The sequence below is a fragment of the Pseudonocardia sp. SID8383 genome (assembly GCF_009864975.1).
Taxonomy (GTDB): Bacteria; Actinomycetota; Actinomycetes; order Mycobacteriales; family Pseudonocardiaceae; genus Pseudonocardia; species Pseudonocardia alni.
The window spans coordinates 1-15,846 of sequence record NZ_WWFY01000173.1; the positions used below are offsets into that span (position 1 = coordinate 1).

General features: G+C 74.1%; 19 protein-coding genes. 10 read left to right on the top strand and 9 right to left on the bottom strand.

Annotated features, from left to right (window positions below; all coding sequences use genetic code 11):
• Together GTW08_RS32410 and GTW08_RS04085 are read right to left on the bottom strand one after the other, a co-directional pair.
• On the bottom strand, positions 1–146 hold a 146-nt coding region (locus tag GTW08_RS32410; protein WP_275938967.1), incomplete at its 3' end, for an acyl-CoA carboxylase epsilon subunit.
• Positions 146–1,786 carry an acyl-CoA carboxylase subunit beta gene (locus tag GTW08_RS04085; protein ID WP_073576369.1) on the bottom strand — a complete coding sequence of 547 codons (1,641 nt, stop codon included), beginning with the start codon at positions 1,784–1,786 and terminating at the stop codon, positions 146–148. The genes GTW08_RS04085 and GTW08_RS32410, both read right to left, overlap by 1 nt.
• Positions 1,787–1,932: 146 nt before the next feature.
• Between GTW08_RS04085 and GTW08_RS04090 the strand changes: the two genes are divergently transcribed.
• The 3 genes from GTW08_RS04090 to GTW08_RS04100 all read left to right on the top strand — a co-directional run bounded on the left by GTW08_RS04090 (position 1,933) and on the right by GTW08_RS04100 (position 4,413).
• Entirely contained in the window at positions 1,933–2,781 is an 849-nt protein-coding gene (locus GTW08_RS04090) for a biotin--[acetyl-CoA-carboxylase] ligase (RefSeq protein WP_073576368.1), read from the top strand.
• 79 nt (positions 2,782–2,860) lie between these two features.
• A complete protein-coding gene (locus GTW08_RS04095; protein ID WP_073576367.1) occupies positions 2,861–3,484 on the top strand; it encodes a PH domain-containing protein in 624 nt (207 codons plus the stop codon).
• Positions 3,481–4,413 carry a hydroxymethylglutaryl-CoA lyase gene (locus GTW08_RS04100; protein ID WP_073576366.1) on the top strand — a complete coding sequence of 311 codons (933 nt, stop codon included), beginning with the start codon at positions 3,481–3,483 and terminating at the stop codon, positions 4,411–4,413. The genes GTW08_RS04095 and GTW08_RS04100 overlap by 4 nt, the downstream gene beginning before the upstream one ends.
• Here GTW08_RS04100 and GTW08_RS04105 read toward each other — a convergent pair.
• Complete coding sequence (locus GTW08_RS04105; RefSeq protein WP_073576365.1) at positions 4,394–4,849, bottom strand: MaoC/PaaZ C-terminal domain-containing protein; 456 nt, start codon at positions 4,847–4,849, stop codon at positions 4,394–4,396. The genes GTW08_RS04100 and GTW08_RS04105 overlap by 20 nt on opposite strands.
• Positions 4,842–5,660 carry an inositol monophosphatase family protein gene (locus tag GTW08_RS04110; RefSeq protein WP_073576364.1) on the bottom strand — a complete coding sequence of 273 codons (819 nt, stop codon included), beginning with the start codon at positions 5,658–5,660 and terminating at the stop codon, positions 4,842–4,844. The genes GTW08_RS04105 and GTW08_RS04110 overlap by 8 nt, the downstream gene beginning before the upstream one ends.
• Before the next feature lie 65 nt (positions 5,661–5,725).
• On the opposite strand from GTW08_RS04110, the gene GTW08_RS04115 reads away from it, so the two are divergent.
• Together GTW08_RS04115 and GTW08_RS04120 are read left to right on the top strand one after the other, a co-directional pair.
• Positions 5,726–6,382 carry a response regulator transcription factor gene (locus tag GTW08_RS04115; RefSeq protein ID WP_062397592.1) on the top strand — a complete coding sequence of 219 codons (657 nt, stop codon included), beginning with the start codon at positions 5,726–5,728 and terminating at the stop codon, positions 6,380–6,382.
• Positions 6,383–6,389: 7 nt separating this feature from the next.
• Complete coding sequence (locus GTW08_RS04120) at positions 6,390–7,664, top strand: sensor histidine kinase (protein WP_073576363.1); 1,275 nt, start codon at positions 6,390–6,392, stop codon at positions 7,662–7,664.
• Between the two features lie 16 nt (positions 7,665–7,680).
• Here the strand turns inward: GTW08_RS04120 and GTW08_RS04125 are convergent, their stop codons facing one another.
• Positions 7,681–8,199, bottom strand: a complete 519-nt coding sequence (locus tag GTW08_RS04125) for a GtrA family protein (protein WP_073576362.1) — start codon at positions 8,197–8,199, stop codon at positions 7,681–7,683.
• A 49-nt stretch (positions 8,200–8,248) separates the two neighbouring features.
• Between GTW08_RS04125 and GTW08_RS04130 the strand changes: the two genes are divergently transcribed.
• Positions 8,249–9,478 (top strand): 5-(carboxyamino)imidazole ribonucleotide synthase, encoded by a 1,230-nt coding sequence (locus tag GTW08_RS04130; RefSeq protein WP_304580148.1) that lies wholly within the window; start codon positions 8,249–8,251, stop codon positions 9,476–9,478.
• Positions 9,475–9,987, top strand: a complete 513-nt coding sequence (gene purE / locus GTW08_RS04135) for a 5-(carboxyamino)imidazole ribonucleotide mutase (protein ID WP_073576360.1) — start codon at positions 9,475–9,477, stop codon at positions 9,985–9,987. The genes GTW08_RS04130 and purE overlap by 4 nt, the downstream gene beginning before the upstream one ends.
• A 306-nt stretch (positions 9,988–10,293) precedes the next feature.
• Here the strand turns inward: purE and GTW08_RS04140 are convergent, their stop codons facing one another.
• A complete protein-coding gene (locus GTW08_RS04140) occupies positions 10,294–11,001 on the bottom strand; it encodes a TetR family transcriptional regulator (protein WP_073576359.1) in 708 nt (235 codons plus the stop codon).
• A 60-nt stretch (positions 11,002–11,061) separates the two neighbouring features.
• On the opposite strand from GTW08_RS04140, the gene GTW08_RS04145 reads away from it, so the two are divergent.
• Together GTW08_RS04145 and GTW08_RS04150 are read left to right on the top strand one after the other, a co-directional pair.
• A complete protein-coding gene (locus GTW08_RS04145; protein ID WP_073576837.1) occupies positions 11,062–12,216 on the top strand; it encodes an acyl-CoA dehydrogenase in 1,155 nt (384 codons plus the stop codon).
• A gap of 14 nt (positions 12,217–12,230) precedes the next feature.
• A complete protein-coding gene (locus GTW08_RS04150) occupies positions 12,231–13,196 on the top strand; it encodes a squalene cyclase (RefSeq protein ID WP_073576358.1) in 966 nt (321 codons plus the stop codon).
• 56 nt (positions 13,197–13,252) lie between these two features.
• Here the strand turns inward: GTW08_RS04150 and GTW08_RS04155 are convergent, their stop codons facing one another.
• The 3 genes from GTW08_RS04155 to GTW08_RS04165 all read right to left on the bottom strand — a co-directional run bounded on the left by GTW08_RS04155 (position 13,253) and on the right by GTW08_RS04165 (position 14,669).
• A complete protein-coding gene (locus GTW08_RS04155) occupies positions 13,253–13,786 on the bottom strand; it encodes a helix-turn-helix domain-containing protein (RefSeq protein ID WP_073576357.1) in 534 nt (177 codons plus the stop codon).
• Positions 13,787–13,888: 102 nt separating this feature from the next.
• Positions 13,889–14,125 carry a MerR family DNA-binding transcriptional regulator gene (locus GTW08_RS04160; protein WP_073576356.1) on the bottom strand — a complete coding sequence of 79 codons (237 nt, stop codon included), beginning with the start codon at positions 14,123–14,125 and terminating at the stop codon, positions 13,889–13,891.
• A gap of 25 nt (positions 14,126–14,150) precedes the next feature.
• On the bottom strand, positions 14,151–14,669 hold the full coding sequence (locus GTW08_RS04165; protein WP_139282870.1) for a DUF1097 domain-containing protein: 519 nt from the start codon (positions 14,667–14,669) through the stop codon (positions 14,151–14,153).
• A 234-nt stretch (positions 14,670–14,903) separates the two neighbouring features.
• Here GTW08_RS04165 and GTW08_RS04170 point away from each other — a divergent pair.
• On the top strand, positions 14,904–15,846 hold a 943-nt coding region (locus GTW08_RS04170; protein ID WP_161151442.1), incomplete at its 3' end, for a benzoate/H(+) symporter BenE family transporter.

The following is a 15,846-nucleotide window of genomic DNA, read 5'->3' on the forward strand; positions in this document are numbered from 1 at the left end:
GGGGCGGGTGGCCCACCGGCGCTCGCCGCCGCGGCGACCACCGCGGCCAGTGCCGCGAGCTCGCGGTCGTCCGGGGTGCCGCGCACCACCCGGAACAGCGCGCGGCGCTCCTCCGGGGTCTGCTCGGTGGACTCCTCGGCGGCCATCAGAGCGGGATGTTCCCGTGCTTGCGGGTCGGGCCCTGCTCCCGCTTGGTGGACAGCATCCGCAGCGCCCGGCCGACGTAGCCGCGGGTGTGCGACGGCGGCACGACCGCGTCGATGTAGCCCCGGTCGGCGGCGATGTAGGGGTTGCAGAGGGTGTCCTCGTAGTCCTGCTGCAGCTCCGCGCGCCTGGCGGCGAGCTCGTCGCCCTCCAGGCCCTTGAGCTCCTTGCGGTAGAGGATCGACACCGCGCCCTGCGCGCCGGTGACCGCGATCTGCGCGGTCGGCCAGGCGATGTTGACGTCGGCGCCGAGGTGCTTGGAGCCCATGACGTCGTAGGCGCCGCCGTAGGCCTTGCGGGTGATGACGGTGACCTTCGGGACGGTCGCCTCGGCGTAGGCGTAGATCAGCTTCGCGCCGCGGCGGATGATGCCGTTCCACTCCTGCTCGGTGCCCGGCAGGAAGCCCGGCACGTCGACGAAGGTCAGCACCGGGATGTTGAACGCGTCGCAGGTCCGCACGAAGCGGGCGGCCTTCTCCGAGGCGTCGATGTCCAGGCAGCCGGCGAACTGGGTCGGCTGGTTCGCGACGATGCCGACGCTGCGGCCCTCGACGCGGGCGTAGCCGATCACGATGTTCGGCGCCCAGAGCTCTTGGACCTCGAGGAAGTCCTCGTCGTCGACGACCCGGTTGATGACCTCGCGGATGTCGTAGGGCGTGTTCGCCGAGTCCGGGATCAGGGTGTCGAGCTCGCGGTCGGAGTCGATGATCCCGTCCTCGATCGACCCCTCGACGGGCTCGGTGGCCGGGAACGACGGCGCCTCGGACAGGTTGTTCGACGGCAGGAAGCTCAGCAGCTGCTTGACGTAGTCGAGCGCGTCGGCCTCGTCGCCCGCCAGGTAGTGCGCCACACCGGACTTGGTGTTGTGGGCCCGGCCGCCGCCGAGCTCCTCCATGTCGACGTCCTCGCCGGTGACGGTCTTGATGACGTCCGGGCCGGTGATGAACATGTGGCTGGTCTCGTCGACCATCACGGTGAAGTCGGTGATCGCGGGGGAGTAGACCGCACCGCCCGCGCACGGGCCCATGATCAGCGAGATCTGCGGGATCACGCCCGAGCTCTGGACGTTGCGGGTGAAGATCTCGCCGTAGAGGCCGAGCGCGACCACGCCCTCCTGGATGCGGGCGCCGCCGCCGTCGTTGATGCCGACGACCGGGCAGCCGATCTTCGCGGCCACGTCCATGACCTTGACGATCTTCTCGCCGTAGACCTCGCCGAGCGCGCCGCCGAAGACGGTCGCGTCCTGGGAGAACACGGCGACCGGGCGGCCGTCGATCGTGCCGGTGCCGGTCACGACGCCGTCGCCGAACGGGCGCTTGGCGTCCATCCCGAAGTTCGTCGAGCGGTGCCGGGTCAGCGCGTCCAGCTCGACGAACGAGCCCGGGTCGAGCAGCTGGTCGATCCGCTCACGGGCGGTCTGCCGCCCCTTCGCGTGCTGCTTCTCGACCGCGGACGCCGAACCGGCGTGGACCGCGTCCTCGAAACGCTGGTAGAGATCGGCGAGCTTGCCCGCCGTGGTGTGGATGTCCGGCTCTGCCCCACCACTGTCCGGGGTCGCCATCGGCTCCGTTGCGGCGCTCATGAGGCCGGAGCTTAACCCGCAAGTAGGTTCGGCCCGGGCGTGACGTCCGACGCAGCCGACCGGGTGGCCGTCCCGCCGACACCGTTACCGATCCGTTCACCCTCCGCGGTCCCCGGCGCGTCGCGGGGCCGTTACGGTGCGCGGTGATGACGACCGGGACGAATCACGGCGACGGGACCCCGCTGGACCCGTACGCCCTGCGGACGGCCGTGCTCCGTCCCGCGGGGGGCTGGACGGCGCTCGACGTCGTCGCCTCCACCGGATCCACGAACGCCGACCTTCTGGCCGAGGCCGGGCGCGGTGCGCCGGACCGCTCGGTGCTGATCGCCGAGGACCAGGTGCGCGGCCGCGGCCGCCTCGACCGGACCTGGATCTCGCGGCCCGGGGCGGCGCTGACGATGTCGGTGCTGTGGCGCCCCGAGGGCGTGCCCGCCGACCGGCTGGGCTGGCTGCCGATGCTCGCGGGCGTCGCGCTGGCCGACGCGATCACCGAGCTCGCCCCGGACGTGCCGGTGGCCCTGAAGTGGCCCAACGACCTGCTGGTCGGGCCGGCGCGGGGCAAGGCCGCAGGGATCCTCGCCGAGATGACCGCGGTCTCCGGCGGCGGACCGGGGATCGTCCTGGGCATCGGGCTCAACATCTCGACCCCGGCCACCGACCTGCCGTGGGGCGCGACCTCGCTGGCCGCGCACGGGTTCACCGCGACCCGCGCCGAGACCGCGACCGCGCTGCTGGGACACCTGTACCGGCGCGAGGCGCAGTGGCGCGACGCCCGCGGCGACGCCGACGCCTGCGGCCTGCGCCGCGACTACCGCTCGGCCTGCGCCAGCCTCGGCTCGCGGGTGCGGGTGGAGCGCCCGGCCGGGGACCACCTCGTCGGGACGGCCGAGGACGTCGACCCGCAGGGCCGGCTGCTGGTCCACCCGGACGACGGGGCCCGCGTCGCGGTGGCGGCCGGGGACATCGTCCATCTGCGCGCGGCCGACCAGTCCTGAGTCACCCCCTGCGCTGACCTGCGACGCAGCGCCCGCGCGTCGCGTGGGCGGTGGGCGCCCGGCGCCCTACCGTGGGGGTATGGCGTTCCCCGACAGCGCTCTGGACCGGGCTCTGGACCGGGTTCTCGACGAGGGCGAGCACGTCGTGCTGGTCGGGCACCCGCACTGGCGGCTGGCTCTGCGCCCGGCCGCGGTGCTCGTCGGGGTCAGCGCCGTCGCCGGGTTCGGGGCCGCCGTGGTCCGGCTGCAGCCGTGGGCGCCGTGGGCCTGGCTCGTGCTCGGGGTGCTCGCCGCGCTCGTCGCGGTGCGGTTCACGCTGCTGCCGATCGCGCGCTGGCGCGCCACCCTGCTGGTCGTCACCGACCGGCGGTTCCTCGTCCGGGAGGGCCTGCTCGTCCGCGACGGCCTCGACGTGCCGATCGACCGCATCGACTCGGTCCGCGTCCGGACCGGCGCCGGGGGACGGCTGTTCGGCTGCGGCACCCTGCTGCTCGACGTCGCCGGGGAGCGGCTGCGGTTCACCGACGTCGCGGGCGTGGAACGGGTCCAGGCCCGGCTGCACCGGGAGATCGGTCTGCTCGCCGAGCGGCGCCGCAGCAACGAGAAGGAGAGCGAGCACACGGCCCGCCGTGGTCACGCCGACGCGGCCGTGCGGGGCAGGATGGAGGTTCCCGCACCGCAGCGAGAGAGGGCGTCCCTGTGAGCAACGGTCTTCCCACGACGGTGCGCGACCCCGCGCTCCCGGAGCGCGTCGAGATCTACGAGGTCGGCCCCCGCGACGGGCTGCAGAACGAGAAGACCGTCGTCCCGGTCGCGGTGAAGGCCGAGTTCCTCGACCGGCTCGCCGACGCGGGCCTGCGCACGCTGGAGGCGACCAGCTTCGTGCACCCGGCGTGGGTGCCCCAGCTCGCCGACGCCGCCGACCTGCTCGCCGTGCTCGACCGCCGCGCCGGGCTCGACTACCCCGTCCTCACCCCGAACGAGCGCGGGCTGCAGCGCGCGATCGACGCCGGCTGCGACCACGTCGCGGTGTTCGCCTCGGCCACCGAGACGTTCGCGAAGCGGAACCTGAACCGCACGCTCGACGAGCAGTTCGCGATGTTCGAGCCGACCGTGACCCGCGCGGTGTCCGAGGGTCTGCGGGTGCGGGCCTACGTGTCGATGGTGTTCGGCGACCCGTGGGAGGGCGGCGTCGACCCGGACCAGGCCGCCGCCGTCGGGGCGCGGCTGATGGAGATGGGCTGCGACCAGCTCTCCCTCGGCGACACGATCGGCGTCGCCACCCCGGCGCACGTCGGCGCGGTGCTCGACGCCTGCGTCGCCCGCGGGGTCGGCGTCGAGCGGCTCGCGGTGCACTTCCACGACACCTACGGCCAGGCGCTGTCCAACACCCTGGCCGCGCTGCGGTACGGCGTGACCACCGTCGACGCCAGCGCGGGCGGCCTGGGCGGCTGCCCCTACGCCGGGTCCGCGACCGGCAACCTCGCCACCGAGGACCTGGTGTGGATGCTCGACGGGCTCGGCGTCGACCACGGCGCCGACCTGCGGAAGCTGGTCGACACGAGCGTGTGGATGGCCGGGCACCTGGGACGGCCGTCGCCGTCGCGGGTGGTCACGGCACTGTCGGCCTGACCTCGAACATGCCGGTGAACCGGGACCGGTACACGACCGCGCCGTCGCCGGTGCGGGTCAGCGTCCCGCGCAGCGTGATCAGGCCCATCGACGGGCGGCTGCGCGAGACGCGGGCCTCGAGGACCTCCATCTCCGCGTGCAGCTCGTCGCCCGCGAACACCGGTGCCGGCCAGGCGATCTCGTCGCCGCCGGGGGAGCCGAGCGACGCCGCGCGGGACAGCACGGCGTCGACGTAGGCGCGCATCCACAGGCTCGCTGTGAACCAGCCGGACGCGGCCAGACCGCCGAACACCCGCTCGCCCTCGGCCTCGTGCAGGTGGAACGGCTGCGGGTCGAAGCGGGCCGAGAACGCGACCATCTCGTCGCGGTCGACCACGGTCGTACCGAGGTCGACGACGGTCCCCGGGGCCAGGTCGTCGAAGTACAGCTCAGCCACGCAGCACCCCCAGCACGGCGTCGTGCAGCAGACCGTTGCTGCTCAGGCCGTGCCCGCCGGACCAGGTCGGGTTCCCGGCGAGGTCGGTCAGCCGCCCGCCCGCCTCGGCGACGACGGCGGCCGGCGCCGCCAGGTCCCACGGGTTCGCGGCGGGTTCCACCGCGACGTCGACGACCCCCTCCGCGACGAGCACGTGCTGCCAGAAGTCGCCGAACGCGCGGGACTCCCAGCAGGCCTCGGTCAGCGCGATCCAGCCCTCCCGCGACGCCGGGGACGGGTCGGTGCGGAAGGTCTCGGTGTTGGTGGTCGAGACGTAGGCGTCGGCGACGTCGGCCACCCCCGACACCGCGATCCGCTTCGGCGTCCCCGACGGCAGGTCACGTGCCCAGGCCCCGGCCCCCGCCGAGCCCCACCAGCGGCGGTGCAGCGCCGGCGCGCTCACCACACCCACCGTCGGCACGCCGTCGACGACGAGCGCGATCAGCGTCGCCCACGCGGGCACCCCGCGGGAGAAGTTCTTCGTCCCGTCGATCGGGTCGATCACCCAGCCGCGGCCGTGTGCGGTGTCGGTGGACCCGCCGCGCTCCTCCCCGAGGATCGCGTCGCCGGGGCGCTCGTGGCCCAGCGCGGCGCGGATCGCGTCCTCGGCGGCGGTGTCGGCGTCGGTCACCGGGGTGCGGTCCGGCTTGCGCTCCACCCGCAGGTCGGCGGCCCGGAAACGGGGCAGCGTGATCGCGTCGGCGAGGTCCGCCAGGCGCAGGGCGAGATCCAGATCACCGGGTTCGGCGGGCACGCATCGCTCGGGGTTCACGTTGGGCGAGCATGCCAGCTCGCACCGCCACCGTGCCCGGGGCCCGGAGCCCTATGCTCGGTGAAATGACCACCGTGGTTCTGGCCGAGGACGACGCGGCCATCGCCGAGCCGCTGTCGCGGGCCCTGCAGCGCGAGGGGTACGACGTCGACGTCGTCGCCGACGGGGTCGGCGCCGTCGACCGGGTCACCCGTGCGCAGGTCGACCTGCTCGTGCTCGACCTGGGGCTGCCCGGCATGGACGGCCTGGAGGTCTGCCGGCGGGTCCGCGCGACCCTGCCGGACCTGCCCGTCCTCATGCTCACCGCCCGCACCGACGAGGTCGACTTCGTCGTGGGGCTCGACGCCGGCGCCGACGACTACGTGTCCAAGCCGTTCCGGCTGGCCGAGCTGCTGGCCCGGGTGCGGGCGCTGCTGCGCCGCCGCACCCAGGACGTCGTCGAGGTGGACGGCCTGCGGATGGAGCTGTCCGGCCGCCGCGTCCTGCTCGACGGCGACGAGATCTCCCTGGCCAACAAGGAGTTCGAGCTGCTGCGGGTGCTGATGATCCACGCCGGCCAGGTCGTGACGCGCGAGGAGATCCTGCACGCGGTCTGGGGCGACGCGGACATGAAGTCGTCGAAGACCCTGGACATGCACATGTCGTGGCTGCGCCGCAAGATCGGCGGCGAGAAGCGGATCGCCACCGTCCGCGGCGTCGGCTTCCGGTACAACTCGGACTGAGGTCGCCGTGCGCCGCCGGATCCTGATCTCCACCCTGCTGACGGTGGCGCTGACCGCGCTGTTCCTGGGCGGCCCGCTCGCGCTCGCGACCTGGCAGCTCGTCGAGGACTTCACCCGTGCCGAGCTGACCCAGCGCCTCGAGCAGGTCACCGAGACCGTCGAGGAGTACGGCACCGGGCAGCAGTCGCAACGGCTGGTGGAGGCGGCGATCCCGCCGAACTCCCGGCTGGTCGTCGTGCCGCCGGACTCCGCCCCGATCGTCTACGGCGTGGACCGGGTCGACGACCCGGTGACCGAGTCGCTGCCGTTCGGGCCCGGCGGGATCATGGAGCTGTCCCAGCCGACCTCGGTGATGCGTTCCCAGCAGACCCAGGTGGTGGCCGTCGTCGTGCTGCTGGTGGGGTTCTCCGTCACCGTCGGCACCGGGGTCGCGGTGTACACCGCGCGCCGGCTGTCCGACCCGCTGCGCGACCTCGCGGCCCGCGCCGCCCGCCTCGGTGCGGGCGACTTCCGCCGGTCCCCGGCCCGCTACGACATCGCCGAGCTCGACCGCGTCTCGGAGGTCCTGGACTCCTCGGCGACGGCGCTGTCCCAGCTGCTGCACCGCGAGCGGTCGCTGGTCGGGGACGTGTCCCACCAGCTGCGCAGCCGGATCACCGCGCTGCAGCTGCGTCTGGACGAGCTGGCCTGCCACCCCGACCCGGACGCCCGCCGCGAGGCCAACGCGGCGCTGGAGCAGACCGAGCGGCTCACCGCCGTCCTCGACGACCTGCTGGAGTCCGCGCGCGCCGCGCGGGCGGTCGGGGCGGAACCGGTCGACCTGGCCGAGGCCGTCGCCGACGCCGAGCGGGAGTGGCGCGGCCCGCTCACCGCGGCCGGCCGGTCGCTCAAGGTGCGGGTGCCCGAGGGGCTGCTCGCCCGGGTGACCGCGGCACGGCTGCGCGAGGCGATCGGGGTGCTCGTCGACAACGCGCTGCAGCACGGCGACGGCCCGGTCACGATCTCCGCGCGCACCGGGGAGAACGCGCTGCTGGTGGAGGTGTCCGACACCGGGCCCGGCGTGCCGGAGGACCTGGTGCCGCACGTGTTCGACCGGGGTATCTCGGCGCAGTCCTCGACCGGGCTGGGTCTGGCGCTGGCCCGGACACTGGTCGAGGCCGACGGCGGCAGGCTGGAGCTGTCCCGGGCCCGGCCGCCGGTGTTCCGGCTGTACCTGCCCGCGGCCCGCACCGACGACGTCGCCGCGGCGGCCCCGGTGCCCGACCGCACCGGCCCGCGGTAGCCGGTGGCCCGGTCGCTCAGTCCTCGGTGGCCGGCGGGGGCTGGCGTCGCACGAACTGGTCCGGCCACACGAACCGGCGGAACGCCCACCAGCGGAAGGCCATCCCGACCAGGGTGCCGACGATCTGCCCGGCCACGAAGTCCGCGGACTCCTGGGCGACCAGCGAGACGAACGGCACCTGCAGCTCGAAGACGTAGCGAGAGACCCACAGCGGCGCCGAGTACACCCCGACCCCGACCCCGCTGATCACGAAGAACAGGAGGGCCTCGTGGTGCCGCTCGCGCCCGCCGCGGGTCCGGAAGGACCACTCGCGGTTCAGCACGTAGGACACCATCGTCGCCACCAGCACCGCGATCACCTTGGCGGTCACCGGCTTGTCGGCCAGCACCGTGGCCTTCAGCACCAGGAACACCACCGTGTCGATGACCCAGGTGCTGCCACCGACCATCAGGAACTTGATCAGCTCGCGGTGTTTGATCGCCTTGTCGCGGTACGGCTGGGGGATCCTGGCGAGCGTCGCCTCCACCACCGTCACGGGATCGATCGTGCCAGATTAGGCTCCCGGTCTCGTGGAGAGGGTTGACGTGCAGAAGGCCGCCTTGCCCGTCGTCGGCATGGTCGGCGGTGGCCAGCTGGCCCGGATGACCGCCCAGGCCGCCGTCGCGCTGGGGCAGACCCTGCGGGTGCTGGCCGCGTCGCCGGACGATCCGGCGGCCCGGGTGACGCCGGACGTCGTCATCGGCGACCCCGACGACGCCGCCGCGCTGCGGGAGCTCGCGACGGGCTGCTCGGCGGTCACGTTCGACCACGAGGGTGTCCCGCAGGAGGTGCTGGTCCCGCTCGCCGAGGCCGGGCTGCCGCTGCGGCCGCCGCCGTCGGCGCTCGTGCACGCGCAGGACAAGCTGGTGATGCGACGACGGCTGTCGGAGATGGGCCTGCCGGTGCCCGCGTTCGCCGAGGTGTCCGCGCCCGGCGACGTCGCCGCGTTCGGGGCCGGGCACGGCTGGCCCGTCGTGCTCAAGGCCACCCGCGGCGGCTACGACGGCCGCGGCGTCTGGTTCCTGCGCGCCGGCGGCGACGACACCGACCGGCTGGTCGCCGACCTGCTCGACGCCGGCACCCCGCTGCTCGTCGAGTCCGCGGTCCCGATGACCCGCGAGCTGGCCGCGAGCGTCGCCCGCTCGCCCTTCGGCCAGGCCGCCGCGTGGCCGGTCGTCGAGACCCTGCAGGTCGACGGCCAGTGCGCCCGGGTCACCTCGCCCGCCCCCGGGCTCGACCCGGACCACGCCGCCCGGATCCAGGAACTGGCGCTGCGGATCGCGGCCGAGCTCGGCGTCGTCGGGCTGATGACGGTCGAGCTGTTCGAGACCGCGCCCGGCGAGGTCGTCGTGAACGAGCTGGCGATGCGCCCGCACAACTCCGGGCACTGGACGATCGAGGGCTCGGTCACCTCGCAGTTCGAGCAGCACCTGCGCGCGGTGCTGGACTACCCGCTCGGCTCCACCGCCCCGGTCGCCCCGGTCGCGGTGATGGCGAACGTGCTCGGTGCGGCGCAGGAGCCCGCGATGGGCATGGACGAGCGGCTGCACCACTGCTTCGCGCGCTTCCCCGAGGCGAAGGTGCACCTCTACGCCAAGGACGGCCGCCCGGCCCGCAAGATCGGCCACGTCACGGTCCTCGGCCGCGACGAGGCCGACGTGCGCACCCGCGCGGAGCTCGCCGCGGGCTGGCTGGCCACCGCGACCTGGGCGGACGGCTGGTCCGCCCACACCGGCGATCCCCGCTCCCCGCACTCCCCGGAAGGACCTCGATGACGCAGACCGGCTCCCCGCGCGTGGGCGTGATCATGGGCAGCGACTCCGACTGGCCGGTGATGGGCGCCGCGGGCGCCGCGCTCGACGAGTTCGGCGTGCCGTGGGAGGTGGGCGTCTACTCCGCCCACCGCACCCCGCAGCGGATGCTCGACTACGCCGCGTCGGCCGCCGACCGCGGCCTGCAGGCGATCGTCGCCGGGGCCGGTGGTGCCGCGCACCTGCCCGGGATGGTCGCCGCCGCGACGCCGCTGCCGGTCATCGGCGTGCCCGTGCCGCTGAAGTACCTCGACGGCCTGGACTCGCTGCTGTCGATCGTGCAGATGCCCGCCGGCGTGCCGGTGGCGACCGTCGCGGTCGGCAACGCCCGCAACGCCGGACTGCTCGCGGTGCGCATCCTCGGCGCCGGCGACGAGCGGCTCCGGCAGGCCATGGTGGAGTTCCAGGCCGACCTCGAGCGCAGCGTCCTGGACAAGGACGCGGCGCTGCGCGTGGCAGCCCGCGAGGGCTGAGGACCGGGCCGCGATTTTCCGGTGGCGCACCGCTCGATCCCGTGCGTACGGTGTCGGTACACGGGAGAGGAGGTGGTCCAGCAGATGAGCTACAGCAGGACACGTGAGGTGGCCGTCAGCTAGCACCACGTTCTGCTCCGGCGGGGAGAACCCGTCGGAGAGGCGGTCGTGGAAGCCGGTGTGGTGCCGGCGAGTTCCCGACGGTCACCCGTGATCCCCGGGTCCGAACTTTGTCCGGTTCGGTGACGCACCCTGGTGCGGCCCGGGGATCACGCATGTCCGGGGCCGGACGCCCCGGGGCCGGGCTCACCCCGTGCGTCGGGTCGATTCCCGTTCCAGGGTCCGTGCCGCGCGCTCCAGACGCCGGGTCACGTCCTCCAGGTCGGGTGCCGTGGCAGGCTCGCCCGCGTCCTCCAGCGGCAGCATCGGCGCGACCCGGCGGAAGTGGTCGACGGCGCCGGGCAGGTCGGCGTCGCGCGCGCCCTCGACCAGCCACCGGCGCAGCGCCTGGTTGTGCGCGGCGACCAGCGCCGCCGCCGTCACCGCGGCCCGCAGCTCGCCGTCCGGAAGGTCGCCCAGCCGGGCGGTGAGCTCGCGGGTGAACAGTCGTCGGTAGTGGTGCACCGACGCGGCCTCGCGGTCGCGCAGCGCCGGAACCGAGCCGACGAGCGCGAAGCGCAGCCGGGCGACCTCCGGGTCCTCGGTGTAGAGCTCGAACACCGTCTCCGCGGCACGCAGTGCCAGTGACGGCAGCGGCTCGTCGGGGTGCGCGCCGGCGAACACCTCGCCGATCCGGGCCAGACCGCGCTCGTGGTCGGGGGACAGCGCGTCCTCCTTGCCGCGGAAGTAGCGGAAGAAGGTGCGGCGCCCGACGCCCGCGGCGGCGGCGATGTCGTCGACGGTCGTGTCGTCGTAGCCGCGTTCGGTGAACAGCCGCGCGGCCGCCCCCACCAGCTCCCGCCGCACCTCGGCCCGCCCCTCGGGGGAACGCCCGCGCCGCGTGCTGGTCGTCATGGCACGGAGGGTAGCAAGGTCCCGTGACATGTGGCACGGAGTGCCGTTAGCATGGTCGGCATGAACAGCGAGTTCGACAGCTACCGGCTCAGCGACGAGCACACGGCCCTCCGCGAGGCGGTCCGGGACCTGGCGGAGAAGGAGATCGCCCCGCACGCCGCCGACGTCGACGAACAGGGCCGGTACCCCGTCGAGGCGCGCGACGCGCTGGTCAAGGCCGGTTTCCAGGCCGTGATCATCCCCGAGGAGTACGGCGGCCAGGGCGCCGACGAGCTCGCGGGCTGCATCGTGATCGAGGAGGTCGCGCGGGTCTGCGCGTCGTCGTCGCTGATCCCCGGGGTGAACGGCCTCGGGCTCACCCCGATCCTGCTGTCCGCCTCGGACGAGCTGAAGAAGCAGGTCCTGCCCTCGGTCGCCGCGGGCGAGGCGATGGTCAGCTACGCCCTCTCCGAGCGGGAGGCGGGCTCCGACGCCGCGTCGATGAAGACCCGCGCCCGCCGCGACGGCGACGAGTGGGTCCTCAACGGCACCAAGTGCTGGATCACCAACGCCGGCGAGTCGACCTGGTACACGGTCATGGCCGTCACCGACCCGGAGAAGAAGGCCAACGGGATCTCGGCGTTCGTGGTCCACTCCGACGACCCGGGCTTCGTCGTCGGCACCAAGGAGCGCAAGCTCGGCATCCACGGCTCGCCGACCCGCGAGATCCACTTCGAGGACTGCCGCATCCCGGCCGACCGGATCATCGGTGCCGAGGGCACCGGCTTCAAGACCGCGCTGCGCACGCTGGACCACACCCGCCCGACCATCGGTGCGCAGGCCGTCGGCATCGCGCAGGGCGCGCTCGACGTCGCGACGCAGTACATGAAGGAACGCAAGCAGTTCGGCAAGCACCTGGCCGAGTTCCAGGGCCTGCAGTTCATGCTCGCCGACATGGCGATGAAGGTCGAGGCCGCGCGGCAGCTCTGCTACGTCGCCGCCTCGCGGGCCGAGCGCAACGAGCCCGACCTGGGCTTCATCTCGTCGGCCGCCAAGTGCTTCGCCTCCGACACCGCGATGCAGGTGACCACCGACGCCGTCCAGCTGCTCGGCGGCGCGGGCTACACCCGCGACTTCCCGGCCGAGCGCATGATGCGCGACGCGAAGATCACGCAGATCTACGAGGGCACCAACCAGATCCAGCGCATGGTGATGGCGCGTTCGCTGCTCAAGTGACACCCTGACGCCCCATGGACGGGGCCGTCGTGGACCGCGCACTGCTCGACCGGCTGCTCGACACCGACCCGGCGTTGCGCTGGCAGGTCGAGCGCGACCTGGCGGGTGCGCCTCCCGAGGTGTGGGAGGCCACCCGCGCCCGCGTCGCGGCCGAGGGGATGGGCGCGCGGCTGCTCGCCCGCCAGGACTCCGACGGCACCTGGGCGAACGGGGCGTACTTCCCGGCCGCACCGTCCACGGTGGAGGGGCAGCCGTGGACGGCGACCACCTGGTCGCTGAACGCGCTGCGCGAGTGGGGCCTGGACCCGGCGGCGCTGGCGGGCACGGCGGAGAAGCTCGAGTCGTGCCGCTGGGAGTACGACGACCTGCCCTACTGGGACGGTGAGGTCGACGTCTGCATCAACGCGTTCACCGTTGCCAACGGACTGTGGCTCGGCCGCGACATGGACGCCCTCGCCGCGTGGTTCGCCGAGCACCGGCTCGCCGACGGCGGCTGGAACTGCTTCTGGGTGGACGGCGCGCAGCGGTCGTCGTTCCACTCCACGCTGAACGCGCTGTACGGGCTGCTCGCCCACGAGCGGGCCACCGGCGGGACCGCTGCGACGCGGGCCGCCCGCCGGTCGGGTGAGGAGTACCTGCTGACCCGCGGTCTGCTGTTCCGGCTCTCGACCGGCGAGCCGGTGGAGTTCGAACGGGACCCGGCCGAGCTCGCCTACCCGTTGCGCTGGCGGCATGACGTGTTGCGCGGCACGGAGTACTTCCGCCTCGCCGCCGCGCTCGACGGGGTCCCGCCCGACCCGCGGCTCGCCGACGCCGTCGCGGCGCTGCGCGCGTCGCGACGGCCGGACGGGCGCTGGGTCCAGGGCGTCCGCGACCCGGGTGAGATGTGGTTCGAGGTGGACGTGCCGCCGGGGGAGCCGTCGCCGTGGCTGACCCTGTACGCCACCCGGGTGCTCGCCTGGTGGGACGCGGCGGCCTGACGATCAGTGCATGAGCGCGGTACGGGGCCGCGCGGACCGCGCCCAGGTGCTGGTGATCATGGACGCGGTGGGGTGCGGATGACGAGCACAGCCGCGGCCGGTGCCCCGGCGAGGGCGGTGTAGGTGTGCTCGCCGTCGGCGGGCCAGCGGGTGGTCTCGCCGGTGCCGAGGTCGGCCTCGCGCCCGCTGCGTCCGGCCCGGACGGCACCGCGGGTGACGAGCAGGTGCTCCACCACCCCCGGACCGTGCCCGGGGGACACGTGCACCGCCTCCGGGACGAGGGCCAGGGCGTACACCTCGACGGTGCCGTGGTGGTCGGTGGCCGTCTCCAGCAGGCGCGCGGTGATACCGGGGCCGGCGACCTCGGCCCCGGGGTGGTCGGCGAGCAGCCGCGACAGCGGTACGCCCAGGGTGTCCGCGAGCGCATAGAGGGTGGAGAGGGTGGGGTTGCGACTGCCGTTCTCGATCTCCGACAGTGAGCCCTTGCCGATCCCCGCCCGCTCCGCGAGCGCTCCGAGGGACAGACCGCGTGCGGTCCGGGCCGTCCGCAGCCGTGCGCCGACGGCCGTCCGCAGCGCCCCGTCGTCCACCGGGCGACTGTAGCCGGGGCCGGGTCGGCCGCAGGGCTCAGCGCCCGCGCCACCGGGGCCGAACGACTCGGCCGCGCCACCCGGCCGGGCCACTCGGCCGCGCTACCCGGACGGGGTGCCCGGGCGACGTGGGGGACCGGGTGTCCCGGGGTCGCGCACCGCGGTCGCCGCGGAGAAGCGTGCCGGGAGCGCCGTGACCTGGTCCCGGAGATCGTCGAGGTCCCAGAGGTCACGGCCGTCCGGCTCCCGGAAGGCCGGTGTCACCAGGCCGGCCCTGGCCCAGCGGTGCAGTGCCCGCGGGCTCAGGGCCAGTCTGGTCGCGGCCTCGCCGGTGGTCACCAGTCGCACCGGGCGCCGCCGCCGGTCAGGCCGCGGCGGGTGCCGCGGTGCGGGCGGTCAGGCGGCCGACGACCAGGCTGCAGCCGTAGCCCAGCACGACCGAGCCGACCACGAACGACAGCAGCATCACCGTGAACGGGCCGGTGGGCAGCGAGAAGTCGGTGCCCGACGCCCCGCTGAGCAGGCCGAACGCCGCCGTGGTGGCGAACCCGACGACCGAGCCGGGCACGAACCCGAGCTGCGGCACGAGCGCACCGAGGATGAACACCGCGGTCATCCCGCCGATGATCAGCCCCAGCAGGGCGGGGTTCGTGGTGAGCCCGGCCAGGACCAGCATGACGGTGCCGGTGACGATCCCCCAGATGTTCGTGGCGAGGGTGGTGACCAGCGCGGGCCGGTCACCACCCGCCGCGAAGAACGTCGCGGCACCCAGGAACGTCGCCGGTACGAACAGGCCGAGCCCGGAGAGCGGACCGAGGTAGAGGTATGCGATCACCGCCCCGGCGACGCCGATCACCAGGGCCAGAGCGACGGGCAGCTTCATGAGACGGGCCTTCCGGTAGAGCCGCGCCCGGCGGGTGCGGCGGCCCACGCAGGATGGGGCGCCGCCGGTGCCCGTTCCAAGATCGCCGGACCGGACGTCACCGCCTGTTTTCCGGACGACACGGTTCGGTCATCTTTGGTCGGGTCGGCGGCACCCCGTGTATCGGCTGCAGAACATCCTGCTTACCGCCCGGGGTGGGTTCTGTTTACAGAACGACGCGGTTAGGGTGAGGCCGTGGATCGTTCCTGGGCGCAACCGGTGTCGGTCGGTGTCGTCTCCGCGGTGATCGGGGTGACCAGCTCGTTCGCCGTCGTCCTCGCCGGGCTGACGGCGGCCGGTGCCGACCCGGCGCAGGCCGCGTCCGGGCTGGTGGTGCTCACCGCGCTGATGGGGGTGGCGACGATCTGGCTGTCCCGCCGGTTCCGCCGCCCGCTGACGGTCGCCTGGTCCACCCCCGGCGCGGCGTTGCTGGCCTCCACCGGAGCCGTCGCGGGTGGGTGGCCCGCCGTGGTCGGCGCGTTCGTCGTCGGCGGTCTCCTCATCGTCGCGACCGGGCTCGTGCGCCCGCTCGGGCGGCTCGTCGGCGCGATCCCGGCGCCGATCGCGCAGGCGATGCTGGCCGGTGTGCTCCTGCCGCTGTGCCTGGCGCCGGTCCGTGCGCTGGTCGAGCGGCCGCTGCTGGTGGCGCCGATCGTGGTCCTGTGGGTCGTCCTGTCGCGGTTCGCGCCGCGCTGGGCGTCCCCGGCCGCGTTCGGGCTGGCCCTGGTGATCGTCGTCGTCCTCGCCGACGGTCGGTCGTGGCTGCGCCCGCCGGAGATCACCCTCACCGTCCCGGCCTTCTCGGTCGCGGCCCTGGTGGGGGTCGCGCTGCCGCTCTGGGTGGTCACGATGGCCTCGCAGAACGTGCCCGGCGTCGCGGTGCTCGCCGCGGCGGGCTACCCCGTCCCCTGGCGCCACGCGATGGTGCTCACCGGCGCCGGGACGGTCCTCGGGGCCCCGGCCGGTGCGCACGCGATCAACCTGGCCGCGATCACCGCGGCGCTGCCCGCCTCGCCCGAGTCCCACCCGGACCCGGCGCGACGCTGGGTCGCCTGCCAGGCCAACGGCGTCGCCTGCCTGCTGCTGGCCCCGCTCGCGACGACGATGGCCGCCCTGGTCGCGGCCGCGCCGCCCGGGG